The organism is Ruegeria sp. AB6 (assembly GCF_056542685.1).
Genome location: NZ_JBQGAD010000011.1, coordinates 114,231 through 137,193, shown reverse-complemented (window position 1 = coordinate 137,193; position 22,963 = coordinate 114,231). Strand labels below are relative to the sequence as shown.

Below are 22,963 nucleotides of genomic sequence, written 5' to 3'. Positions count from 1 at the left end.
GACCGATGATGGCGGATGTGGCTTTGAAGAAGATGACTGGTTCGGCGGGCAGCTCCATGCCGCTTTCGGCGGCGTGGTCGGCATAGTTCAGACCGATGCAGATGAACTTGCCCACCTGGCCCACACAGGCCCCGATGCGCGGGTTGCCCTCGACCAACGGCAAGGTTGCCGTGTCGATCGCTCGCAAAGCATCAAGACCGGCATCGGACAACACCTCGCCCGAGATGTCTCCAATCGTGCCCGACAAATCACGGATCGCGCCGTTTCCATCCAGCAGCCCCGGCTTTTCCTGACCAGCAAGGCCATAACGCAGCAGTTTCATCTAAGTCTCTCCTTGCTTACACGGTCCAGCCGCCGTCGATGGCGAAAGTCTGTCCAGTGGTAAATCCACTTTCATCGCTGGCCAGATAGGTCGCCAGCGCTGCAATCTCGTCTGCGCGGCCAATCCGCCCCATCGGTTGCCGCGCGATAAAGTCTTTCAGTGCCTGATCGTAGTCACCGGTTGCCCGCAAACGGTCATGCAAACTGGGGCTGTCTACGGTTCCGGGGCAAATTGCGTTGCAGCGAATGCCCTGTGTCACGAAATCCGCCGCAATTGACTTTGTCAGCCCGATCACCGCCGCCTTGGACGTGCAATACGAGAACCGGTTCGGCACACCCTTAATCGAAGACGCAACCGAGGACATGTTGATGATCGACCCCCCGCCGGCCTCCAACATGCCCGGCAGCACCAGCTTGGCCAGCCGGTACATTGCCTTGACGTTCAGATCAAAACTGAAATCCCACTGGCCCTCGTCACAATCCAGGATCGAGCCCGCACCCACAAAGCCTGCGCAGTTGAACAGAACATCCAGAGGACCGGTTTGCTCCACCGCTTCTGTCACTGCATCCGCGTCTGTGACATCCAGCTTCAACGCGGTGACACCTTCGAATTCGGCCAGTTCAGCCAAGGTGTCGTCGTTGATGTCGCAAGCTATCACCTGAGCGCCCTCGGCCACGTACCTCTCGACGCTGGCGCGTCCGATGCCTTGCCCCGCAGCGGTAACCAAAGCTTTTTTTCCGGCCATTCGGCCCTGAGTTGGGTTCATATCGATCTCGATCATTAGTTCAGATTTTAGGTGTTGGCCGGTGTGAGCGATCAAAGCCAGCCGTCTTTAGCCTGAGTTTAACACTGGCTTCAGCCTTGCTCAGACCGGCAATGCGTCAGCGCTCTGGAATTTGGCTTGGGCGGTCTTTTCTACCACGATTCCTCCCCACTGCGTTATTTAAATGCAAATCATACTTTCATTTATAAATCAACATTGACTTCTGATTACGACCCAAGCGATGATTGAACGCTCAGACTCATCGACCTGACCAGGAGGGCAAAGTGGCAAATTCGTCCGGGAAATACCGCGCTCCAGCGTTAGAAAAAGGACTTGATATTATTGAGCTTCTTGCCCTTCACGGCGACGGAATATCGCAAGGTGAAATTGCACGAGCCTTGCAACGTTCGCAAAGCGAAATTTACCGAATGCTATCCACATTGGTGCGGCGGGGGTATGTCGTTCGATCGAAGTACGGTGATCTTTACTCCCTAAGCCTGAAAATGTTCGCAGTGTCCCAGGGGCATCCACCAATTGAACGCCTGATGGAGGTTGCCTCCCCCAAAATGCGCGCAGTCACCAGACTTGCCTGGCAGTCTTGTCACCTTGGTATGGAAAGCAATGGAGACATCGTCGTCGTTGCTTCGGTTTCGGCCCCAGGAAATTGGGTGTTTTCGTTGCGCGTGGGCACTGTCATTGGCCTAAGCAACACAGGTAGTGGCCGCGTTTTGGCTGCGTTTCGAAGTGACCAGCAGATCGAAGAACTTCTGGATATGCATCGGTTGGCACAGGGAGAACCGGAAATCGACCGCAGTGAGTTCCTAGAGCATGTGAGCCGTATTCGGGAAGTTGGTTACGAGCGTATGCCATCTGCAACAGCAGTGGGCGTCACGAACCTTGCCTTTCCCGTCTTCGACCGTGAACGTGTGCCAATTTGTGTCGTGAACTGCCCCTATGTCGAGCGTATCGACAAGTTAGACGTGCCATCGTTGGATGAAGTACATCTGTTGTATCAGTCTTTGGCCGACGAGCTTACCAATTTCTACTCTGGCGAAAGCAGTTTACTGACCGAGCATTGACGGGAAAGGTTATGTGACCCCATTGAAGCTCCGCTGACCCAACAACGGACGCAGGGTACCCGGTGCAGTAATTGCGGCAGCCCTCGGCCGACTGCCGTTGACTTGTTACCGGCTTAAACCGACGCAAAGTTTCCTTCAGAAATCGCTTAGAAACGCGAATGCTCGGGCCTTTTTGTTTCTGGGGATATGGACACCGACGTCGGAGACGCGGCTACCCCACTGGCTGCTTCAGCGTGGGGGACGCTCTCGCGCATTTTGAGGCGGACAACGGTGAACATACCAGCGACCAGCATCAGCACCCAACACATCCATTGGACCGCTCTGTCACTGCCAAGAAGAGATCCGATCCCCGCAAAAATTGGCCCGACCACGCTGCCGACGGTGTAAACAAACAACAAGGTGACAGCTGTGGCGCCTACATAAACAGGAACTGTACGGTCCATGGCATGCGCAACAAGGACCGAATAGAGCGGCATGATCAGTCCTCCCAGAAACACAGAGCCGATTATCATGACAACTTGCAGCACGAGCCCGCTTTCCCCGGCGATTGTAAACCCCTCGTTGCGTGAGGCAATTGACAGGATCATGACGGTCAAGGCGGCGCTCAGTGACATCGCTGCGATCATATAGCGGCGGTCCATTCGATCTGATGCGTGGCCGATTGGGAACTGAAACAGAATACGTCCCAAGTAGAAGGCTGCCACGACAAACGCGATCATATTTGCGCTCATCCCTGCGACCGAAGCCTGATAAGGCAAAACAGTCAGCAGCAGCGCCAATACGAAGCCGTTCACAAACACTCCGATGAACGCGGTTGGGGATTCCCGGAAGGACGCGATAAGGCGCAACTGCGCGTGCGCAGGCACACTGGGGGGAGAGGTTCGAGTCGGCACCAGAACGATGATCGCAATCGAATAAAGTGCGGACATCATCACAAACGCTTCGGACAAATCGCCCGAGAACAGTATGATAAAGGCCTGGCTTGCGACAGAGGTCACACCCAAAACGATGTAGTAGATGGACAGGATGCGCCCTCTGCTATTTGCGGGTGCAGAGTCGTTGATCCACGCATCCCCAATGGAATACAGACTGGCCGTAGCCAATCCGGTCGCAAATCGCGCAGCAATCAGGACAAAGGTGTTTTCTGAGATCGACAACAACAGGGCACACAGGCTGCACAATGCCGCCGAGGCTGCAAATGCCCGTATGTGACCAATCCGGGCCAAAGGCCGAAAGACAAAAAAACACCCAAGCAAGAAACCCAGAGAATAGCTTGCAGCGACGAAAGACGCTGCCTCTTGGCTGCCACCGGAATCCGCAATGCGCAATGACACCAAGGTGCCCAAAGCCGCCGTCGACAGGTGGATCATTCCAATGGACACAAACAACGAACGCAGAGACACAATGGATATTGTCATTTCAGCCTCATATTGGTTTGCAAGCTACGGCCCCGACGACAGTTGTCGTTGTCTACAGCTTGAATTTCACTCCAATGAGCAAACCGTGCTGTTCAACGTCATAGACGAACCCGTCTCCATCCTCGCGATCGACAGAGAAGTACCGGTAGCCACCGACCACATCCACGGTGTTACTTACCCGGTAGCCGAAACCGCCGAACACATCCGAGGTGAAATCCGACCCCCCACCTCCGACAAATGCCCAACCAGTCACATACCAGTCTTCTGAAACATACGATTGACCGCGAAGACCAATGATACCATCGAACCAATCGTCCCCTCCGCTGACCTCACGGCCCGGAACTGTTCCGGCCCTTAGCGAGCCGTCAATGGATACGTCATAATACCGAAAGCCAACAGCCAGTTTCAATTCGGATGCTTGAGTTGCTAGTGCCACGTATTCTGTGCCAAGCGTTGCGATCAGAATATCCGTGTCGATAACGGCTGAGCTAAATGCCGGGCCAGGTGTTGAAGCGTCCGAGTCGAAATCGAAATATTGAAGATCACCGAAGATACCGAACCTGTCCTTTGTTGCTGATCCAGCAATCATGAAACCGATTTCCAGCTCGTCCAGCAGGTCACTGAAAGACGCATCGACACCCAATGTCGGCGCTCGCGGCCCCGGAGATACATCGCCATTCAGACTGGGCATCCAAAGATATGGGGTCAGCGCGAAATCCCACCCGGATGCCGCCTCCTGAGCCTGTCCGGAAAAAGGTGCAAAAGTCAGCGCCAAGGCGACTGCAGGCTTCCATGCTGCGATCTGGGTACGTTTTCCCTGATGGCTACTCCGGTGTGTTTCGGACAAATTTTTCCGATGCATGTTTCAATTTCTCCTCAACCAGCGTCATTTTGCATGTGACAGACTATCTGCGCCGCGGGTCGTCTGCACCACGCGTTGGCCGGGGTTGTGGCCCCGATCGTTTCGGTCCACTCGGTATGTGCGGCCATTTTCTTCAGTGTTTCCGGGAATGCGGTGGCCAACACTGTCACGTTGCCATCCCAACCCTGTTCTTCGATCAGCGTCTTGCGGGCGTCCGGCTGTTGGCCCGCGTTATCCTGAACAAACTGATCTGCCTTGGACACTTCAAGCAAGTAGGTCGCCGCGAAAAGCATCTGAAGCAGCAGCGTACCCGGATAAAGCGCAACCGGAGCGGTAAGTTTCTGAAGCTCTTCCGCCGTAAACTGGGCCTCGTCCGCTGTTTCTGCCGCTTGCTCGGTCGTTGTGTTCTGCGCCGTTGCTCCGACGGGTGCAACCAACACGGCAGCGATCCATAGAAATGCCAAAAGAACGGTCGATCTTGTGCGCATCTCAGGGATTCCTTTTCCGAAATTCGCTGAAGCCGAGGACAAGGCAGTTACTGGCGCGACTGGATGGTCTATTCATCCGCCCACCCTCACAACTTGCAGCAACCCGTCGATGCCGGTGCCAATTTTGCGACCCACAGGGAAACTGACATCCGATTCAAAACTTGAGTTTTCACTCAGGGCAGTGCCGATCAACTGCGCGATTTCGGGCGAGTCCTTGAATTTCGAATGTGCCAATGAGCCCGTATTTTTGACTGCGCTAAGGTCGATTGCATTAACGCCCAGTTCGGCCAAATCCTCGGCTGGGATCTGTCCCAGACGCGAGACACCGCCGGCGACCCGTTGGCTGGCCCTGAGCGCCTTGTCATCTTGAGACACAAGCACGACGAACCGTCGATACTGTTCCGGAAACCTGCGAATTTGCGTCAGAAACAGATCTATATCTATATCGGGTGCGGCCAGAACGACGTTTTGGGCCTTCCCCGTCGGGTTCAGCCCGGTCGTCATTGAAATCTGCCGCCCGGCCTCCATGACCAGGAATGTGCCCATCGAATGAGCCACTAGATCGTATCCTTCAATGTTGCTGCTTTCCATGACGGAAAACATGCTGACCAGGTGATCTCGAGCGATCAGGGCGCTGTTTATGTCGTAGACATATTTGACGGTCTGCCCGCTTGAAGCCCAGGTGAACAGGATCGGGACCCCCTTGTATCCGGAATCTTCGACGAATTGGGCCATTTGCAAAACCGCGCTGGTCAGGTTCGTGTTATAGCCATGCACGAACAGCAGCACTTCGTGATCATTGCGGGGCAAAGCTCGCACCGAACGGCTGACTTCTTGCCGGAATTGGGTTCCGTCACTGAACAACTGCGGTGCTGTGATCACGAAATGCTTGCGTGGGTCGGCAGGCAGGGATGACGGTCGTTCAATATTCCCTTTCTGATGATCCGGGGGGATGGTGACGTCGACAGCAGCAAAGCTCATGTCAGAGGCGCGGTCGCCTGAAAAGAACTCGGATGGGTCGTCAGACAGAGCGCGCGGCGTCGCAATGTAGATCCTATGGCGGGTGAGTTCCGGAACGCTGGAAACTGGTATTGCGGTTTCGACGCCCACAAGGTTTTGGGGCCCGCCGCACCCCGCGCAAACACTTAGCAGCATGACGATCAAAAAGCGCATTGAAACCAGTCCTGTTACAGGTCTGTCGAGTGGGGCCGCTATATTGGGCGCCCCCCCGGAGGCGTCATTGGAACTGAATCTTTATGGATTGTTCGACCGGGGCCGACAGCTTTACACCCGTGGATTTATGGCGCGCAACGATCACTACGCACGCAGCGTTGACCAGCGTAATATCACCAGCCGATTGAACCGGGACAACACCACCGGCCACTCCGAAATATTGCCCAACAAAATCCAGCGGGTCGGTCAGACCATATACCTCACCCTCAATCTCGCCCACGCGAGCACCCGACTCCAAGGCCTTCACGCCGTTGGCCGAGAAGGGGATCTCTTGCCCGTCATTCAAGGTCAGAACACCTTTGCCCCATCGAACCCCAACAAGGATCGAGAAGCTTTGGCCGTTAAAGGTGATCTTTCCGGAAAGCGGCAGGTTTTCTCCGCAGGGGGCATTGGCCGTCTGCGCTGTGGCCGCAGGTATCTGAGTAAAGGAAAGCGCCAGGATGGCAACGGTATTGAGTGCTGTTTTCTTAGAAATAGACGGGATCATTGCGGTCTCCTACTCGGAATAGGGTTTCAAAGGATGTGTCTCGGGGGACTTATTGTTCGGGTGTTTGCCGCATGAAGAAGAACTCCTCGACAACAGCCTTGGTTTCGGGACGTAGGTTGACGATCCCGTCATAAGGGACACCGGTGCCCGGAGGCGTATCGGGGTATTTCTGTTTGCGTAGGAAATGCCGCTGGATCATGTTGACGAATTTCGCGCTGCCCCAGGCACCGATCTCGGTCGAGACGGGATATTTTTCCTGTGGGTCGCGAAACAGGTCGTAGAAATCCGCGAGGATCGCGTTTTCGATGTTTCCGCCGGGGATCGCCAGCTTGTATTGCTCTTTAACCACGGCCTCCAACTTGTCGATGTTGTAGAGGAACACGTAGTCCCGGCGGCCATGCGCCTCGCCATTCAGCAGCAGGGACGTCTGGTCAATGCCGTCGATAACCCGATCCCGCGGAATTGCATCGGTGGCCCCAGCCACACGCGCTAGCGTTGTGAACAGATCGGTGACATGGACCATATCGCCAACAACCGATCCGGCCTGGATCATCTCGGGCCAGCGAACAAAGGCGTCCACGCGAACGCCACCCTCGGTCGTGGCACCCTTGCCGCCCCGGAAGATCATGGGCGTGTAACCTGACTGAGGCGCGTATTTTGTGAAATGCCCGTTGTCACCCATAATGATGACGATGGTGTTGTCGGCGACGCCCAACGTCTCCATCTCGGCCAAAAGGTCGCCGATCCAGGTGTCCACCAGCTTCATTTTCTCGACATAGTGACCGCCATTGGGCGTCGTGTATTCGCTGGTTGTCGTGCGCGGTCCGGTTAACGGATAAAGCGGCCAGTATTGCAAGAAGAACGGCTCGTCCTTGGCGGCAAGGCTACGTAGCTGTTCCATTGCCTGCTCTTGATATCGCACGTTCATTTCATGGTACTTGGCTTCGTTCCAACGTTCGCCCGGTTCCATATGGACCTCGCGCACGTCCTCGTTGCGCACGCCTTCCACTCCAGTGGCCAAACGCGAAGCGTCAGTGCGCAACCAACGATCCATCGTATAGAGATCGTCATAGTTGTTGTCGCCGATCCCAATCGAGACCTCCTCGTCGGCTGCATCGTCGTGATAGATCGTCAACTGACCCTGCTGATGGATCGGAAAAGCCGCAAAATCGAAACCTTGGTAATTTGGCCAGGACTCGCGGATATCGCCCATGTGCCACTTTCCGATATGGGCGGTGTTGTATCCGGCATCTGACAACAGCTCGGCCAGTGTCACCTCATCTTCAGCTAGGCCGAAGCCCGCTAACTCGACCTGCGTGTTGCCCATCCCATTCCGATGCGGCTGTCGGCCGGTCATAAAAGCCACGCGGGTTGGTGTGCAGGAAGGTTCCGTATACATCCGCGCCAGCCGCATACCTTCGGCGGCGAATTGATTGATCGCAGGGGTCTTATATCCACGGATCATGTTCAGGGTTTCACTGCCCAGATCGCCAAAGCCGATATCGTCAATCAAGATATACAGAACATTCGGCGGCTTGCCGTCATTGGCGTCCTGAAATTGGGCCAGTGTAGCGTCGATTTCCTGATCTTCGCGCGCCCATTCTTCGCCGTTCTGCGCTTCGAGAATGTAGTATTCGGCGTCCCTGACGATCGGCCCGCTCTGCGCGCCGACTTGCGTGCCGGTCAACACCGAAATACCTGCGATCAGCGCGGTTGCGAGGGTGTGGCTATTGCGCGGCTCTGTCATGCTATCATCCCGTTTTCTGATCCAAGAACCCTGATCGCCCAGCGGGTCGGAAACTTCCGAAACAGCCTGAACCATCAGATGGTTGTGCAGACAATTGGATGATGCAAAACGCCACCGAACAATGTAACTTGGGGCGTGTAACCGTTACAGATTGTCTGTGAGGCGACCCGCCTATGGCTGAGACCGAAATTGACAGAGAGGAAAAGCAAGCCGCTCTGCGTCGCGTTGTTGAAAGCGACGAATTCGGCGGGGCCGAACGCCTGAGGGCTTTCCTGACCTACGTGGTCGAACAGGAACTGGCCGGGCGACCAGAAATGATTTTGGGAAAAAGGATCCTGGAAGAGGTGTACCACAAAGGCCCATGTGCCGATGGTGCGCCAGAAAACGTGGTCAGGGTCGATGCCACCAGATTGCGCCAAAGGTTGGATCTTTACTATGGCACCGAAGGTCGAGAGGACCCGGTGCGTATTTATATCGACAAGGGGGGCTACACCCCTCGTTTCGAACTGAGGTCTAAGACGACCGAGCCGGCCCCTCGGGCTCGTCCCGCATTTCGGGTAAAATGGGTTCTGGGAGGCACTCTTGTTGCAGGGCTTGCGGCAGCGGTCTATTTCAGCTTCTTGCGCACGGACACAACCCCTGAGGCGCTATCGCCTGAAGCACGATCCGCGTTGTTCGAAAATAATCCCACCAACCTGTTGGCCAGAAACATGACCCAAGAGGCGCGGGGCTTGCTATTCCCAGCGCCCGAACTGGTGCGCGTTTCAGCCGCGCTGGACATGTTTGAAGAGGCAATGCGACTGGACCCGAACTACTATGGCAGCTACGCGGGGGCTTCGCAGGCGTCGACCATTCTTGCCGGGCTGTCCCCCAGCGCGGAGATGCGTCAGGCCTATATGCAATCAGCTAATGAATTGGCGGAACGCGCGCTCGAACTGGATTCGACCAAATCCTGGAGCCATTCCGCCAGGGCCTTTTCGCAAATGGTACGTCGCGATTTTGCTTCAGCGCAAACCTCCAGTCTCCGTGCCTTAGAGCTTGAGCCCGATGACCTTTACGCGCTTGAAATCGATGCCATAATTTCGGTATTTTCGGGCGATTTCGAACGGGCGATAGCCAACGCAAACCCAAAACTTCATCAACATCGCCCCGGACGGGGGCTGCCTTGGCGCAACACGTTGGGGAATGCGTATTTCCACGCGGGTGAATACCAAAAGTCGATCACTCACCTGACGCAAGCGGTCCGCTCTGGCGGTCCCATAAGCGAGATCAACACCGCCCATCTTATCGCTGCCTATCAGGCATCTGGACAGCATGAAAAAGCTAGGGAAATGGTTGTTGCGTTTCAAACGTCGTGGCCGGAAAGCCGTGTTTCGCAGGTCCTAAAAGCCTTGTTCGAGGACATAGCCGATGCCGAACGTGTTTTGCGACAATTGGCGGCTGCTGGATGGATCGATCCGGTCTCGCGATAAGTCCATTCGATTGTAGTATTGTTTTCTTTTTTGATTGCGTGGGTTGAGCTAGCGAGCGGAGACGTGTCGCGGCCAGTTACGATCACGCGGACTCCGCCAACATGCTTCGGAGCTATGTCGATCGCGCAAACATGGTTTGGGCTTCACATAGGCAACAGCGGGCACACTTTTTTGCCGAAGAACAAAAGGGATGACCGAGATCGGTAGAACAACCAGCATCCGCTGCAAACCCAAAGGTTTAACTCCGCCTTTACTTATCGATCTTGCTGATCTTTGTCCCCTTAAGACTAGTTCCCGCCATCAAACCTTCCTGACCGAACACTATTGGAACGATATCTCCTTGAAGGTCATTGGTGCCCATGGAAGCAGACCAGCCTTGATCACCACCAACCAGTGTCGGTCCGGTGCCTGCCTCCCAGCCATTGTTGTTGCGAAAATATTCAAGGGCAGCGTCGTTCATGAAGAACATTGCATATGAGAATTGCTGAACACCCGCCTGAAACCCGTATGAGGCACCCGCAATATTGTAGTAGCCCGTTGTGACCCCATTCTCGCGCATAGCGCCTTCACCGAATTGACCTCCGACGACCAAGCCACCTGCGGTGACTTTCGGAAAAATCAAAATGGCTATCGCTTCTTCGGACAAGTCTCTGGCTTCGGATGAGTTGCTGTACAATTGATCAAGTGCGGCACTTGCCCCATTGTCGATTTCGGACGCGGTCAAACCACTGGTCGTGTCCAAAACAGCCTCGCTTGCAGTTTCAGCGACATCACCTGCCTTTTTGGCCGCGTCGGAAACGCCTTTCGTCACCTTGTCCAGAAGGTTTTCCGCATATGCGGATTGCTCGGTGGGAAACCCTAAAATGCCAACAAACAAAAATGCGGCGAAAAATATGAAACGCAACATCTTATCCTCCCTGTTCATCCGAAGTGACTTGGCAAAAAAGCACATGCTGTCACAGATAGCACAGCTGACTTCGGATTAGTTCAAGTATCTATTGCGCAGCTTTTCCAGATCCTGATCTGTCAGCCCAAGGCCCTCATGCAGGTAATTGTCGACCGAACCGTAAGTCTCGTTCACACTGCTATAGAAGTTATTCAAATACTCCATTCGAACACCCAACGAGGGCCAGACCGCTTCAGGGGTCATGCTCGTGCCGCGTTCAGCGTTCACTTGATCAGCAATTTTCACGGATGCGTTGCGGGCATCCTTGAGAACGTTGCTCATCATGAAATCTGCCTCGATGTCTTCTTGGGTGACGCCCAACGCGCTCAACACCAAGGCAGTGGCAACACCGGTTCTGTCTTTTCCACCCGAGCAGTGATACAGCACAGCCTCCCCCTCCGGTTGCTCGATCAGGACGTCAAACAAAGCACGAAATTCTTTTGTGTAGTCAGTGGCGATATATCCGAAGGCCTCGAAAAAGAGAGTGTCCGCTTGCGTCTCGGTCGCCGTCCCTGACTTGATGCTTGCACGCATGTTTTTGATCATCTGAGCCTCTTGTTCCATGACCGGGAAATTGTAGCGTTCAGGTCCTTGTCCATCCGGCCACAAAACAGGGTCAGCGGTCGATTCCAACGTGGTTCTTAGATCCACTATGGAAGTAACCCCCAGATCCTCGACAAGAGCCATTCCGTCGGCACCCATACGATCAATTTCACCGGAACGAATAAGTTGCCCGGTTCGAATGCTGCGCCCGTCTTTGGTCTGCAATCCGCCTAAGTCCCTGGTATTGGCCACGCCTTCAATCGGGATGGCGCGATCCTCGGAGGCTTGCGTTTGCTCAGCATCCCCCAACCCGCATAAGGCGAGAGCTACGATTGCCGCGCGTACAATGGTCATTTGTTTCTCCTTCCGGGTGGTCTTAGGGTGATGATGGGAATGACCGTCAAGGGTTTGGTGAACCTCAGATTTGGGTCACGTTTCGACCTTAGAAATCAAACCGAGCGCCGACGAAGGGACCGTCAAAGGTCAAATCCGAAATCGCCTGCGAATTACCGATGTTCCAATCGAGATACCGATAGCCCAGCACCAGGTCCCAATTGTTGATCTTGTAATTTGCAGCCAAGCTAAGCTGAGTTGTCAGGTCACTTTCTCCGGCACCGATATCCGCATAGTAGGACATCCCCCAACGATCACTGAACTGGCGTGTTCCACGCAGACCGACCACAACGTCCCAGTTGTTGATCTTACCCGACACACGTTGCGAGCCGCCGGAGACTTCGATGTCAACGGTATTGTCTAGGTTCAGGCTTCTTACCCCGCCTAAAACTGTGAAAAGGGTGCTTGGCGCATCAACCAAATCGTATCCAACCGAGCCCGTAAATACGGTCCCTTCGACATCGACATCCGAAGAGGCAGGGATACCCGGACCGACGGCACTATTTTGATCGTTGCTCAGGTTGAGATACAGTGCATCGACAAAGACCGAAAGCTTTGCGCGTCGCGCTTTGACAGCGCCCATCAACCCGAAGTCGAGATTGTCCAGAATGTCGCTGAAACTTACATCGATGCTGTTCCCAGTGGTTGTTTCACCGCTTCATGCGGGCGCCCAGAGATACAGGTAGGCGGTAAAATCCCAGGTCGGGTTATCTGCCTTCGCGGGCAGAGCAAATCCGGCCCAAAACGCGCAGGCAATCGCAGACAAGCGCCATCTCTTTCCGGCGAAAAAGGTACTGTTCATTTTCAGGGCCTTTGTGAAATTTCTAAGTGCGGAGGGGCGCAGAGGTGCAAGCTCTGCGCCCGGCTGAGTGGTTTATTGCCAGCTCATGAACACGTCGCGTGTTTCCTCACTTTCAGGACGCAAGTTCTCAATACCGCCGTAGGGAATGTCTTTACCAATTTCCGAGTTGGGAAATTTGGCCATCATCTTTTGATGTCGCTTGACCATGTCCTGGAACGAGGCACCGGCCCAAAGAGAATACCCAACTAGCGGATGTTCTTCGCGCGGGTCCCTATAGACATTGTAGGTCGGCGCAGCAGCCCCCGGAGCACCCGGCGCAGGCAGATGCATCTTGAATTCCTGTTTGACGATCGACCGTAGCACGGGGCCTTCGTAGACGTAAACATAATCACGCCGCCCATTACCTTCACCCTCCAGCAGCAATGCTGTTTGGTCGACCCCGTCAATCACTCGGTCGCGCGGAATGAATTCTGTCGCCCCGGCAATGCGCGCGATCGTGGTGTAAATATCCGAGACGTGGAAAATGTCCCCTGCAGCGCTGTCGGCTTCGATCACACCGGGCCAGCGAATAAACGCATCCGTGCGCACCCCGCCTTCCAGATGTTGAGTTTTGCCGCCGCGATAGATCAATTGGTTCAGGCCAGAGGTTCCTTCGTAATGATACATCAGGCCATTGTCGGCCATGATCATGACGATGGTATTGTCGGCCTCACCGGTTTCGTCCAGCTTGGCCAGAACGTCTCCGATCCATTCGTCCAAAAGCTGCAACTTGTCCGCATGAAACCCGCCGTTGCGCGAGAGGGCTTGATCCGGGTAGACAAAGTTCAACGGGTAAAGCGGCCAGTATTGCAGAAAGAATGGCTCATCCAGCGCCGCAACGCGCTCAAGCTGCTCCATCGCTTGCGCCTGATAGCGCTCATTCATCTCTTCATATTTGGCCTGTGTCCACTCTTCGCCCGGGGCCATTTCAACCTCGCGCGCGGGCCCGCCTGCTTCGGCCTCAACCCCTGTCACCAAGCCGTAGGGTTTAAAGCGCTCGTCCAGCAAAAATTGGTTGTTCTGACCCGAGGCATGGTATCCCAACATATTGTTGGCCTGCATTGCCTCGCGGGTCATCAGACTTAGCTGCACCTGTTGGTGCAGCGGAAAGGCTGCGTAGTCGAAACCCTGATTGTGGGGATAGGCCTCTTCGATATCGCCCTGATGCCACTTGCCAACGTGAGATGTGTTATACCCCACCTCTTTCAGAATCTCGGGAAGCGTCACTTCGCTGGCAGGCAAACCCTCACCAACCAGAGCGACCTTGACCTCTTCAACCCCGGCCCGGATCGGATGCCGACCGGTCAACATAGCTGTACGTGTCGGTGTGCAGGACGGTTCAGTGTACATCCGCATCAGCGACATGCCTTCGCGGGCAAAACCGTTGATATTGGGTGTCTCGATCCCCATCACATAGTTCATCTTTCGCTCGCCCATCTGGCCGAAGCTGATGTCGTCAATCAGAATATACAAAAAATTCGGAGGCTTACCCCCGTTGGCCTCACGAATTTCAGCAAGTTTGGCGTCGATCTCGAGATCCTGCGCGTCCCACTCCTCTCCAAACTGAGCACGCAAAAAGCTGAATTCGCCGTCGTGTACAATGGGGTCGCTTTGCGCAACAACCTGCCCCCCGGTTAGAAATGTAAACATGGTTGTGGCCAACGCCATATATCTCAAACTAATCGTCACTGCAGGCTCTCCAGTTGGTGGTTACGTCTTGCAACGCCGCCACAAGAAGGTCGTGGCATTGGGCCGATAATGATTGATCGGACTGATGTGCCAGCTCTGTTAGGCGTCGGTACTCGGGCGGGGTGACAAAGGTCACAACCCTTTTGGAACGGGCGTCGGCATTTGGCAGGCGTGGTCTGCCCATGCGCGACTTGGAAGCTTGACGCGACACTTGACTTGGCCCCCCTCCAGTTTGTTTTCTTTACCGGTAAACTGTCAGGATGCTGAAATGGACCACATCAAAAATCGGCCAAATCCTCAGGAATACGATGCCAAGGCCGCTGAAGCGACCCCTTCTGCGATCGTGCTAGATCTGATGCATCCCAATGACCTTGCCGCGATGACGCCCTGGGAAATGGATTTTCGCCAGCTTGACCCCGGCCCTTTGTCCACACAAATCGCGGTGCGCTCTAGCCCGACATGTTCTGTTTTGAACATCTCGCTCAGCGGTGCGGTTCACCAACGCGGCGTCTCACCCGACGGCTGGAGCACATTCGGCATTTCCCGCAGAGGTACAATAGATTCCTGGCAAGGATGTGCGCTCGACGACGACGCCTTTCTAACTTTTGGAAACAAAGATGGTTTCGACGGCGTGTCTACGGGACGTTTCTTTGGCAATGTCGTTTCTTTCAACACCCGGCGGTTCCAGAAGCTCGCCCAGTGTTGCGGGTATTCTATCGCAAGCGAAGGCCCGGCGCTGCGACTACAGATTTCCGATGGTAATGCGCGCAGAATGGATTGGCTGGAACGAGAAATCGCAAATCTGTTGAAACAATCAGAAGAGCCATGGAACGAAGATGTTGAAGAAGCTCTGATGATCAAAGTGTTAGCCATCCTGACCAGCAGCGCAATTCATCAAGACAAGAGTTCAGCCCAAACCAGACGCCGCGCCCTTAACCGGGCTTTGGAGATGATGAACGACAATGCGCTGGAGCCCGTTTCCATCGAAGACCTGTGCGCAGCAACCGGCGCGTCATTGCGCACCCTGAACCGCGCTTTCAACGAACGCTTCGGGTATGGTCCAAAAGCATATTATATGCGACTGCGATTGGACGGTGTTCGCGAAGATCTACTGAACGGGGCTGGAGCGAAATCAATTGCCGATATAGCCAACAAACATGGGTTTTGGCACATGGGGCAATTCGCCCGAGACTATCGGCTGTTTTTTGGCGAATTGCCGTCAGAGACGCAGATGAGACGCGGAGCGTGACAGTCTTCAAGCACCTCGGAATAAATTGTCCTATAAGAGCTGGAACACACGGGCCCGGCGATACCCACCACCCGACATCCAGCCCGCGACGCTCTAAAAGGGACACCATGAACATGTTTCCGGTGGCAAGCACCAACAGGGGAATTCTGTGCGCTTTGAACCTGTCAACTTATTCGTCCGGCTCGGCGGGTGGGGGCAACAGGTTCATCTCGGTTCCGGTCAGTTGGGCGATCAGGCTTTCAAGAGCAAAGTCGCCTGGGTTGGCGCGACTGGCAGCCGCGATGAGTTCTTCGACCTTTTCCTGCTGCCCGGAAACCGCTGCGATGCGGATACGCATGATCCAGGCGTCGACCAGCATGGGGTCCATTTCAACGGCACGAGAAAAGGCCTGATCGGCGGCGGGAAGGTTGCGGGTGGTCAACGCAAAGCCACCCAGTTGCAAATGGGTTTCGGGAAAGTCCAGCCGCGCAGCCATCGCGTTTTGCCACTCGCCAATCGCCGAACGGAACGCGGCCGCAATCTTGTCAGGCAAATGCGCGATGGGTGCATTATAGAGCCCGCGCGCCGCCGCGATCCGGACATTGCGGCTGGGATCATCCAGCATGGGCAACACTCGCTGTACCCGCTCATGACCGGGCAGGCTGTGCATGGCTTCGACAGCGGCGGATCGGATCACGGGGTCTGCCGCGTTGACCATATCCGAAATGCGCCCGATCTGTTGGGCGTCGCCGGTCTGGCCGATCAGCCAGATGGCAGTCGCCCGGATCAGTGCCGGGCTGCTGGCACCAAGGGCCAGGTCCACCAGATCGTCCGAGGCCAATGTGGGATTGATCTGCGCCCGCGCCAAAACCTGCCCGAAATGCGGCCCGCGGTTGGAACTGTCTGGGAACCAGTCGCGCAGCCGTGCTGCGGCCCAGTCCGGGGTCTGATCGGTGTGGCAGCTGGTGCAGGCATCCGGCGCGCCAGTCTCGGCGCTCAGATCCGGGCGGGGGATGCGGAAGGAATGATCGGCCCGCCAGTCATTGCCCATATAGACCTGCTCTGTCATGTGACAGGACCTACATTGCGCCCCGGCGCTGCCTTCCGGGTGGTGATGGTGGGCGGGGCTGTCGAATTCGGCCGGCGGCAGGCTGGGAAAGCGCGGGTTGCCATCGGGGTTATGACACTGTGCGCAGACGGCGTTGCCATCAGCTATGACTTCGGCGCTATGGGCATCGTGGCAATCGGAACAGGTGACGCCCTTTTCATGCATTTTCGATTGCAGGAACGACCCGTATACATAGACCTCATCCCGGATCTGACCATCGGGGTAATAGAGCCCGGGCCGCAGCAGCGATAGGTTGTAGGCGTCGTGATAGGCGGTGCCCGGTTCAGGGTTGCCGTCAAAGAACGCCTCGCGTCGGGAATGACATCCGGCGCATTGTTGGATCAGCCCTTGCGGTGTCGACAGGTCAGCCGACAATCCAAAGTTCAAGGGGGGCTCGCCAGCGCTCTGGGCCCATCCCACATGATCACGACCGGGGCCATGGCAGGCCTCGCAGCCGACGCCAATCTCGGCCTGAGTGGTCTGATATGTATCCGAGGCCGGGTCGTATCCGGTGTCGTACCCGGTGGCATGGCAGACGCCACAGCGCGCGTTCCAGCTTTTGTACGGCCCCGTCCAGTGCAGCGCGTCCGAGGGTGGCACGTTCTGATCCGGGTAAAGGTGGAACCATTCAGACTTTTCCGTATCCCAGACCACGTCGAAGCTCTGCAACCGGCCGGGCTCGGTTTCCAGCAAGTATTGCTGCAGAGGTTCGACACCGACAACTGAATGCACCGGGTAGTCGGTTGTCACACCGTCGCGCTCAGTCACGGTAACGTGGTGGGTGCCGTCTGCTTCAATCCGAAACCGCGCGGTCATGTCGCCCAACGTGAAAGTTGTCCCGTTGAAATCCGCGCGGATGTTGTCGGGTACGGCCTCAGTCCAGGCCCCCGCGTGGTGCGAGCCTTTCCAGGCATCAGCCTCGGCGCGGTGGCATTCGGTGCAGGCGTCCGAGCCGACATAATCTGCGCTTTGGGCGATAGCCGGCACAGCAGGGCCAGTAAGGGTTAACAGGGCAGAAATGAGCAGGCGCATCAGAGTCCTTCGGTCGGTCAGGCAGGGCCCGTGGGATTCAGCGCGGGCAAAGGCTGTGCCGCGCGGGTCAGAGTGCCCGAGTGCCGGGCGGCGGACAAGGCCCTTGCAAGCGCAGCCCAGGCTGCCCCCGGCTCGCTGTCTTGCGGGCCATAGGCGGCGGCACCGATATTGGTCAGGGCAAGCTGGACGTCTGTGTGTCGACGCGGGTCGGCACCCTGTGTCATCGCCGCCCATCGGTCCAATGCGCCATAGAGGGTGTGAAGATCCCGTGCCTTGACGGTGTGCATCAGGTCGCGGAACAGGCTGGCCTCGGTCGGGGGCGGTAGGGACGCGTCACGCTTGCGGGCTCTGTGGCGGATCAATCCTATGGCGGCCAGAGTTCCCAGAAGCACGGTTAAAGCCATATAGATCAGAGTCGCCCGGTCGGCATCGGCCACGCGCGGCAAGATCGGGCCATCGACGTTATAGGGGATGGCCTCGACCGACGTGGTTTCGATCTGTCCCGTGTTTGTGTTGAACCAACGCAGCTTGATGACAGGCAGGCTGCTTTGAGCGCCGCTTTCCGCCAAATAAACCGTACGTTCGGAGCGGGTGCCGACGGTCTTTCCCCGATTCTCCCGGTCCTGCACCGTCGAGCTGTCAGGATAGGCCGCCAAACCGGGCAAAGCGCCCGTGGGCGCAAGCGCGGGCAGCAGAATAGCGCTGCTTCCCGTAATTTCAGCAGTGATAGTGCGGGTCAGAGTATCGCCGGGTTCCAGAGCCTCGGCTGATCCCTCGACGGTCTGCGTCAGACTCAGCGCTTCAGCGGCAATGAAAGGGTCAAGCGACTCGGACCCACTAGGCACCGTGGCAGTGAAGCTCTGCGCAGCCAGAGAGAGCGTCGTTTCAACAGGCGCGTTGGTCTCGGGGTCGGCCCATGTAACCGTGATCTCCAGCGACGGAATCCCAAAATTTCCCGCCACCATCGGCGTCACCTTGTAGCGTCTGCTAACACCCGACCAGTTGCTGGCGCCCACACGCTCAGTCACGGGGCCCGACCCGCCTTCAGGCAACGAGATCATCAGGTTCGGCTGATCAAAGGTCGGAAACACCGGAGGGCTGGGCATGTAGGTCGGCACCAAAACGGTCACCCGCATATCCAGCGCCTGACCGGGCACGACGTCCATGGCCGACATTTCGACCCGCGCGACGGGCTCGGTTGGCGTGGCGGCTTCACTGCCGTCGCGGGCGTCTTCCTCGGCCTTGATCTCGGTGTTGGATTTGAAACCTGGAAACGGGTCTTGCGCCGCCGCGACATCGGGTACAATTGATGTACAAAGAGCTGCTAAGACAGGCCAGAGTTTCATTGCTCGCCCTCCGCAGCCGCCTGCGTCGCTTCCAGCAAGAAGCGACTTTTCAGGAAATCCCCAGTCTCGGTATCAACAGAGTTCATCCATTGTTCGGCGCTCTGCAGCCCGACAGCGGCGTCCTCTTGCGGCAGGTCGACCTGAAGCTCCTGACCTTTGTTTTCCTCGTTGTCATAGGTCACGTCATCGGCGCGCAGCTCGGTCTGGTCCTGCGTATCCTGCGCCTCTTGCGCGGCTTCGACATACGCGACGATCTGTTTTGCGATCTCCAGATTTTCAGCAGCACCCGGATAGTCCGGGTCGCGCGTCAGAGCGGTTTCGAACGACCGAACCCCGTCACGGTAAGCCCGATTTCGGATGTTTGAAAGACCCTGGATCATGGCAGCCTGTGCGGTATCCACACGGTCCAGCACCTGCACGGCTTCGGCATAGCGGCCCGCCCGGTACATGGCCCATCCGCGCCACAGCGGGTCACTGAACAGTTCAGAGGCGCGCGTATAATCCTTGCGATCATAGGCACGCTGCCCCTGCTGGTCAGACGTCCAGAACCATTCAGCCAGGCCTTCGGCACGCGCCTGCCCCGGTGCCACCAGCATAATTGCAAAGACCGCGGCACCCCAATGCATAGTCCAGCCCCGCCGGAACCACAAAAGCAGCAACAGTGCCGCAGGCCACGCCAGCAGCGGCCCACGATCCAGCCACGGGTCATCAGAGTTTTCCAGCAGACTTTGCCGGTATGAGGCATTCAGCGTCCGGTCCAGACGCCGGATATCGCTGCCATCGGGCTGCACAGCGATCACCCGATTGCCGAGCGCATCAAGCCCCCGGTCGCGCGTGCTTTCGGGCAGCATGGACAGAACCGCAACCGGCATCGGGGCGGTTTCGACCGCACTCACATCCGCCGGATCAAGACCATCGGCCACCAGCAACAACGCACCACCGCCTTCGTCCTCGATCAGGGCTTGAGCGCGGCTCAGGGCTTGCGCAAAATCCGCGCCCTCCTTGGGCATCACGTCTGGCGAAAGCCCTTCGAGATAAGGCAGGATGATCGAGGTATCCTCGGTCATTGGAACCACCACATGCGCGGTGCCTGCATAGGCCACCAACCCCGATCGCCCCCCTGCCCTCAGGTCTAGAAAATCACGGATCTTTTGCTTGCCGCGTTCCAGACGGCTGGGTGCAATATCGATGGCGTCCATCGATTTGGTGACTTTCAGAACCACTGCCACCGGCGCGGATTGCGCCACCAGAGGGTTGGGTTGCCGTGACCAAGTCGGTCCTGCAGCCGCCGCGGCGAGCAACAACAAAGTCAGCGCAACCCCATCTATGGGCCGAATGCGGTGCGCCTGATTGCGTCCGACTTCCATCGCAGCTTGCAGATGCGGCGCGATGCCCTGAGACAGGGTGTTACGCCCGGACCGACGTCGTCGGGTGAGCCACCATAATCCGACGATCACTGGCACCAGCAGCAGCCAGAGCGGCCGTAGGAAATGGAACACCGACATGGCCAGTAGCAGATCGCTCATGCCTGCGCCCTCCCACCACGGTGGCCCAACGACAACCATCCCATCGCGGCGCAACCCAGCAGCGCAGCCAACCCCAGTGGTATCCACGCCAAAGACTGGCGCGGGCGATAGGACAGGGTTTCGACCTGACGCGGGCTTTGTTCGTCGATTCGGGCATAGATGGCGGTCAGGGCGGACTGGTCGGCGGCAAAGAAGTACTGACCACCGGTGCGGCGAGCGATGTCTTCAAGCGTTTTGACATCCACCTTGTCCTCGCCCGAAGCTTCGGGATCGCCAACGCCGATGGTCATGATGGTCACGCGGTTGTCTTTGGCAATCTCGGCTGCGTTCACCGGGTCCATCCGGCTGGAGGTGTCGCTGCCGTCGGACAACAGGATCAAGACGCGTTCGTCAATCTCACTGGCTTCGAAGGTATGGATCGCCAGCCCGATAGCATCGCCAAGCGCCGTTTGGGGTCCGGCCATTCCAACCTGCGTGCGGTCCAAAAGATCGGTGATCGTCTGCAAATCCTCGGTCAGCGGCGCCTGCAAATACGCCTTGGACCCAAATACGATCAGCGCCACCCGGTCGCCTTCTCGCCCCTGCACAAAAGCGCGTACAACATCCTGAACGGCCGAGAAACGCTGCCGTTTCTCGCCTTGTGCATCCGTGAAATCCACAGTGTCCATCGAGCCAGACACGTCGATGGCAAGGATCATGTCGCGGGCTGATTTTTCGATCTCGACGGGGCGACCGACCCGTTCTGGCCCTGCCAGTGCGATCACGATCAACCCCCAGCAGAACGCTGCCGTGATCATCTGTATCCGCGTTCGGGCCAACACCACAGATCCGGCGCGTGTTTCCTGCCCCAGCGCATGCGAGACCTGACGGAAGAAGGGCACCCGCAGCGCCGTCACGCGTTCCCTGTGCGGTGGCACGAAACGCCAGATCAACCAGGGCAGTGGCAGAAGCAGAAAAGCCCATGGAAACGCCAGTTGGATCATGAGGTCACCTCGCGCTTATGTGCCTTGATCCAGCGGGCGACGCGCGCGGTCAGATCCGGCGAGGCTCCGGTGTTGCCGTGATAGGGTGCATCAAGCAAAAGCGGGCGCAGAGCGTCATTCCACGATGCACCCTCGGTGCGTTCCAGAAAGGCGATCCAATCCATTCCCTGTAATCCGGCAACCAAGCGCCGATCATAGGCCACCAGCGCCGTGCGACGCAGGATTTCGGCGACCTGCGCGGGGTCATCCGCGGCCTGCGCCAGCTCTGCCAGCGCCGCGCGGCGATAGGCGTTGACGCGGTACCGGGTAATCATGCGCCACAGCACAAGTACCGCCGCCGCCGCCAGAAGTGCGCCCACAACTGCCCAGCCGACCGTTTGCGGCATCATCGACACGGGCGGCGGCGGATCTGGCACAACCAGTTGATCCAGCAGGTCGACCAGCGAAGTGCCGGTGGGGATTTCCATTTCGTTCATTACGGTCCCAGCCCCATCAGATGCCGGATCTGCGGCAGGGTTTCCTCGGCCGCTGTCAGCGGCAGAACGGGCACGCCGAACCTGCGCTGCCAATCCAGAACCTGCGCCAAGCGGGAGCTGGCGAATTCTCTCAGCGCCGCATGTTGTATCGAGTCGGATGTTTTGATTTCAGCCTGCAACGCTCCGTCCGAGATGATCAGTGACAGATCGCGAGGCAGGTCCTTGGCGAAGGGATCCGTAATCAGTCCCAAGATCAGGTCGTTGCGCCGTGACAGGCCTGAGACCAACCGTTCGGTTTCTGCATCAATCACATCGAAATCACTAAGCACCACAATCAGATGATCGCGGGGGGCGATCCGGGCAACAGCGCGCAACACATCGGTCAGGCGGATTGGATTGGTTTTAGGGGCCTCGGCGTGCAGCTGTGCATTTGCCTCAGCCAGAATGGCGACAAAGCGCGACAGCGTGGCCCGACTGCGCGCCGGCTTAATCTCGGCGATTTTGTCGTCGGTGAAGACGATACCGCCCACACGGTCGCCCTGATCGAAAATCCGGTAGGCGGACAGGGCCGCCGCCTCGGCCGCAGTGACCGATTTCATGTTCAGGACCGAGCCAAAGAACATCGACATGCGCTGATCCACCACGATCAGTGTCGGGCGGTCGCGTTCCTCGGTCATGACCCGGATATAGGGCTCACCGGCGCGGGCGGTTACTTTCCAGTCAATCGCGCGGATATCGTCGCCAGGCAGGTATCCGCGCAGCTCTTCGAAATTCAGCCCACGCCCGCGCAGACGCGAGGCATGGCGGCCATTCAGCACCGAGTGCGCAGGCTGGCGCGGTAAAAACCGCAGCGCCTTGGCACGTGTCTCAAGCGCCCGCAAATGCGCGATATCAACCCGCACGCGCGGGTCATCGGTTGCGGCGGGCGGGGGCTTGACGCGCCCCAGCCGAAGGGAGGCGTTTCGGTTCATCATCTACGCC

The 22,963-nt window shown here is 57.2% G+C and carries 20 protein-coding genes and 1 pseudogene; 3 read left to right on the top strand and 18 right to left on the bottom strand.

The features are described 5' to 3' along the window. Nucleotides 1–322 (bottom strand): annotated as a pseudogene (locus tag ACR0DB_RS19050) (2-hydroxyhepta-2,4-diene-1,7-dioate isomerase); the annotation flags it as partial. Nucleotides 323–338: 16 nt separating this feature from the next. Further along, on the bottom strand, nucleotides 339–1,103 hold the full coding sequence (locus ACR0DB_RS19045) for an SDR family oxidoreductase (RefSeq protein WP_480552522.1): 765 nt from the start codon (nucleotides 1,101–1,103) through the stop codon (nucleotides 339–341). Between the two features lie 266 nt (nucleotides 1,104–1,369). Between ACR0DB_RS19045 and ACR0DB_RS19040 the strand changes: the two genes are divergently transcribed. Beyond that, nucleotides 1,370–2,164 (top strand): IclR family transcriptional regulator, encoded by a 795-nt coding sequence (locus ACR0DB_RS19040; protein ID WP_480552521.1) that lies wholly within the window; start codon nucleotides 1,370–1,372, stop codon nucleotides 2,162–2,164. A gap of 146 nt (nucleotides 2,165–2,310) precedes the next feature. On the opposite strand, the gene ACR0DB_RS19035 is transcribed toward ACR0DB_RS19040, so the two are convergent. From ACR0DB_RS19035 to ACR0DB_RS19010, 6 genes are all read right to left on the bottom strand, one after another. Beyond that, nucleotides 2,311–3,582: an MFS transporter gene (locus tag ACR0DB_RS19035; protein WP_480552520.1), complete on the bottom strand. Its 1,272-nt coding sequence runs from the start codon at nucleotides 3,580–3,582 to the stop codon at nucleotides 2,311–2,313. A 52-nt stretch (nucleotides 3,583–3,634) separates the two neighbouring features. Beyond that, nucleotides 3,635–4,444, bottom strand: a complete 810-nt coding sequence (locus ACR0DB_RS19030) for a hypothetical protein (RefSeq protein ID WP_480552519.1) — start codon at nucleotides 4,442–4,444, stop codon at nucleotides 3,635–3,637. A 14-nt stretch (nucleotides 4,445–4,458) separates the two neighbouring features. Then, nucleotides 4,459–4,932 carry a DUF3300 domain-containing protein gene (locus ACR0DB_RS19025; protein WP_480552518.1) on the bottom strand — a complete coding sequence of 158 codons (474 nt, stop codon included), beginning with the start codon at nucleotides 4,930–4,932 and terminating at the stop codon, nucleotides 4,459–4,461. Between the two features lie 72 nt (nucleotides 4,933–5,004). Then, a complete protein-coding gene (locus tag ACR0DB_RS19020) occupies nucleotides 5,005–6,105 on the bottom strand; it encodes an alpha/beta hydrolase (RefSeq protein ID WP_170775043.1) in 1,101 nt (366 codons plus the stop codon). A 64-nt stretch (nucleotides 6,106–6,169) separates the two neighbouring features. Further along, a complete protein-coding gene (locus ACR0DB_RS19015) occupies nucleotides 6,170–6,652 on the bottom strand; it encodes a hypothetical protein (protein WP_480552517.1) in 483 nt (160 codons plus the stop codon). A 49-nt stretch (nucleotides 6,653–6,701) separates the two neighbouring features. Next, nucleotides 6,702–8,399, bottom strand: a complete 1,698-nt coding sequence (locus ACR0DB_RS19010; RefSeq protein WP_480552516.1) for a sulfatase-like hydrolase/transferase — start codon at nucleotides 8,397–8,399, stop codon at nucleotides 6,702–6,704. Between the two features lie 173 nt (nucleotides 8,400–8,572). On the opposite strand from ACR0DB_RS19010, the gene ACR0DB_RS19005 reads away from it, so the two are divergent. Further along, entirely contained in the window at nucleotides 8,573–9,871 is a 1,299-nt protein-coding gene (locus ACR0DB_RS19005) for a tetratricopeptide repeat protein (RefSeq protein WP_480552515.1), read from the top strand. Nucleotides 9,872–10,121: 250 nt separating this feature from the next. On the opposite strand, the gene ACR0DB_RS19000 is transcribed toward ACR0DB_RS19005, so the two are convergent. The 4 genes from ACR0DB_RS19000 to ACR0DB_RS18985 all read right to left on the bottom strand — a co-directional run bounded on the left by ACR0DB_RS19000 (nucleotide 10,122) and on the right by ACR0DB_RS18985 (nucleotide 14,244). Continuing rightward, nucleotides 10,122–10,823, bottom strand: a complete 702-nt coding sequence (locus tag ACR0DB_RS19000; protein ID WP_170791498.1) for a lipid-binding SYLF domain-containing protein — start codon at nucleotides 10,821–10,823, stop codon at nucleotides 10,122–10,124. A gap of 30 nt (nucleotides 10,824–10,853) precedes the next feature. Then, the gene (locus ACR0DB_RS18995) at nucleotides 10,854–11,714 is read right to left on the bottom strand and encodes a tyrosine-protein phosphatase (protein ID WP_480552514.1); all 861 of its coding nucleotides are present in this window, start codon (nucleotides 11,712–11,714) and stop codon (nucleotides 10,854–10,856) included. A gap of 88 nt (nucleotides 11,715–11,802) precedes the next feature. Continuing rightward, nucleotides 11,803–12,336, bottom strand: coding sequence for a porin family protein (locus ACR0DB_RS18990; protein WP_480552513.1), 534 nt, complete (start codon nucleotides 12,334–12,336; stop codon nucleotides 11,803–11,805). A gap of 291 nt (nucleotides 12,337–12,627) precedes the next feature. Continuing rightward, nucleotides 12,628–14,244 (bottom strand): sulfatase-like hydrolase/transferase, encoded by a 1,617-nt coding sequence (locus ACR0DB_RS18985; RefSeq protein WP_480552512.1) that lies wholly within the window; start codon nucleotides 14,242–14,244, stop codon nucleotides 12,628–12,630. 250 nt (nucleotides 14,245–14,494) lie between these two features. On the opposite strand from ACR0DB_RS18985, the gene ACR0DB_RS18980 reads away from it, so the two are divergent. Further along, a complete protein-coding gene (locus ACR0DB_RS18980; protein WP_480552511.1) occupies nucleotides 14,495–15,532 on the top strand; it encodes a helix-turn-helix domain-containing protein in 1,038 nt (345 codons plus the stop codon). A 169-nt stretch (nucleotides 15,533–15,701) separates the two neighbouring features. Here the strand turns inward: ACR0DB_RS18980 and ACR0DB_RS18975 are convergent, their stop codons facing one another. Genes ACR0DB_RS18975 through ACR0DB_RS18950 form a run of 6 tightly spaced genes read right to left on the bottom strand, consistent with a single transcriptional unit; the run spans nucleotide 15,702 to nucleotide 22,953 of the window. After that, nucleotides 15,702–17,651 carry a multiheme c-type cytochrome gene (locus ACR0DB_RS18975; protein WP_480552510.1) on the bottom strand — a complete coding sequence of 650 codons (1,950 nt, stop codon included), beginning with the start codon at nucleotides 17,649–17,651 and terminating at the stop codon, nucleotides 15,702–15,704. Nucleotides 17,652–17,668: 17 nt separating this feature from the next. Continuing rightward, complete coding sequence (locus ACR0DB_RS18970; RefSeq protein WP_480552509.1) at nucleotides 17,669–18,997, bottom strand: hypothetical protein; 1,329 nt, start codon at nucleotides 18,995–18,997, stop codon at nucleotides 17,669–17,671. Further along, nucleotides 18,994–20,523, bottom strand: a complete 1,530-nt coding sequence (locus ACR0DB_RS18965; RefSeq protein WP_480552508.1) for a VWA domain-containing protein — start codon at nucleotides 20,521–20,523, stop codon at nucleotides 18,994–18,996. Before ACR0DB_RS18965 ends, ACR0DB_RS18970 begins: the two co-directional genes overlap by 4 nt. Further along, nucleotides 20,520–21,506, bottom strand: a complete 987-nt coding sequence (locus ACR0DB_RS18960) for a VWA domain-containing protein (RefSeq protein WP_170775060.1) — start codon at nucleotides 21,504–21,506, stop codon at nucleotides 20,520–20,522. The genes ACR0DB_RS18965 and ACR0DB_RS18960 overlap by 4 nt, the downstream gene beginning before the upstream one ends. Continuing rightward, nucleotides 21,503–21,982: a DUF4381 domain-containing protein gene (locus ACR0DB_RS18955; protein WP_170775062.1), complete on the bottom strand. Its 480-nt coding sequence runs from the start codon at nucleotides 21,980–21,982 to the stop codon at nucleotides 21,503–21,505. The genes ACR0DB_RS18960 and ACR0DB_RS18955 overlap by 4 nt, the downstream gene beginning before the upstream one ends. Beyond that, on the bottom strand, nucleotides 21,982–22,953 hold the full coding sequence (locus ACR0DB_RS18950) for a DUF58 domain-containing protein (protein WP_480552507.1): 972 nt from the start codon (nucleotides 22,951–22,953) through the stop codon (nucleotides 21,982–21,984). Before ACR0DB_RS18950 ends, ACR0DB_RS18955 begins: the two co-directional genes overlap by 1 nt. Nucleotides 22,954–22,963 lie beyond the last annotated feature (10 nt).

What these genes read in the sequence shown, in the direction of transcription:
- ACR0DB_RS19005 (WP_480552515.1), top strand. Translation starts at nt 8,573, where the DNA reads ATGGCTGAGACCGAAATTGACAGAGAGGAAAAGCAAGCCGCTCTGCGT.
- ACR0DB_RS18955 (WP_170775062.1), bottom strand. Translation starts at nt 21,982, where the DNA reads ATGAACGAAATGGAAATCCCCACCGGCACTTCGCTGGTCGACCTGCTG.
- ACR0DB_RS19025 (WP_480552518.1), bottom strand. Translation starts at nt 4,932, where the DNA reads ATGCGCACAAGATCGACCGTTCTTTTGGCATTTCTATGGATCGCTGCC.
- ACR0DB_RS19015 (WP_480552517.1), bottom strand. Translation starts at nt 6,652, where the DNA reads ATGATCCCGTCTATTTCTAAGAAAACAGCACTCAATACCGTTGCCATC.
- ACR0DB_RS18985 (WP_480552512.1), bottom strand. Translation starts at nt 14,244, where the DNA reads ATGTTTACATTTCTAACCGGGGGGCAGGTTGTTGCGCAAAGCGACCCC.
- ACR0DB_RS18950 (WP_480552507.1), bottom strand. Translation starts at nt 22,953, where the DNA reads ATGAACCGAAACGCCTCCCTTCGGCTGGGGCGCGTCAAGCCCCCGCCC.
- ACR0DB_RS18990 (WP_480552513.1), bottom strand. Translation starts at nt 12,336, where the DNA reads ATGGGCGCTGTCAAAGCGCGACGCGCAAAGCTTTCGGTCTTTGTCGAT.
- ACR0DB_RS18970 (WP_480552509.1), bottom strand. Translation starts at nt 18,997, where the DNA reads ATGAAACTCTGGCCTGTCTTAGCAGCTCTTTGTACATCAATTGTACCC.
- ACR0DB_RS18995 (WP_480552514.1), bottom strand. Translation starts at nt 11,714, where the DNA reads ATGACCATTGTACGCGCGGCAATCGTAGCTCTCGCCTTATGCGGGTTG.
- ACR0DB_RS19045 (WP_480552522.1), bottom strand. Translation starts at nt 1,103, where the DNA reads ATGATCGAGATCGATATGAACCCAACTCAGGGCCGAATGGCCGGAAAA.
- ACR0DB_RS19000 (WP_170791498.1), bottom strand. Translation starts at nt 10,823, where the DNA reads ATGTGCTTTTTTGCCAAGTCACTTCGGATGAACAGGGAGGATAAGATG.
- ACR0DB_RS19035 (WP_480552520.1), bottom strand. Translation starts at nt 3,582, where the DNA reads ATGACAATATCCATTGTGTCTCTGCGTTCGTTGTTTGTGTCCATTGGA.
- ACR0DB_RS19020 (WP_170775043.1), bottom strand. Translation starts at nt 6,105, where the DNA reads ATGCGCTTTTTGATCGTCATGCTGCTAAGTGTTTGCGCGGGGTGCGGC.
- ACR0DB_RS19030 (WP_480552519.1), bottom strand. Translation starts at nt 4,444, where the DNA reads ATGCATCGGAAAAATTTGTCCGAAACACACCGGAGTAGCCATCAGGGA.
- ACR0DB_RS19010 (WP_480552516.1), bottom strand. Translation starts at nt 8,399, where the DNA reads ATGACAGAGCCGCGCAATAGCCACACCCTCGCAACCGCGCTGATCGCA.
- ACR0DB_RS18965 (WP_480552508.1), bottom strand. Translation starts at nt 20,523, where the DNA reads ATGAGCGATCTGCTACTGGCCATGTCGGTGTTCCATTTCCTACGGCCG.
- ACR0DB_RS18975 (WP_480552510.1), bottom strand. Translation starts at nt 17,651, where the DNA reads ATGCGCCTGCTCATTTCTGCCCTGTTAACCCTTACTGGCCCTGCTGTG.
- ACR0DB_RS18960 (WP_170775060.1), bottom strand. Translation starts at nt 21,506, where the DNA reads ATGATCCAACTGGCGTTTCCATGGGCTTTTCTGCTTCTGCCACTGCCC.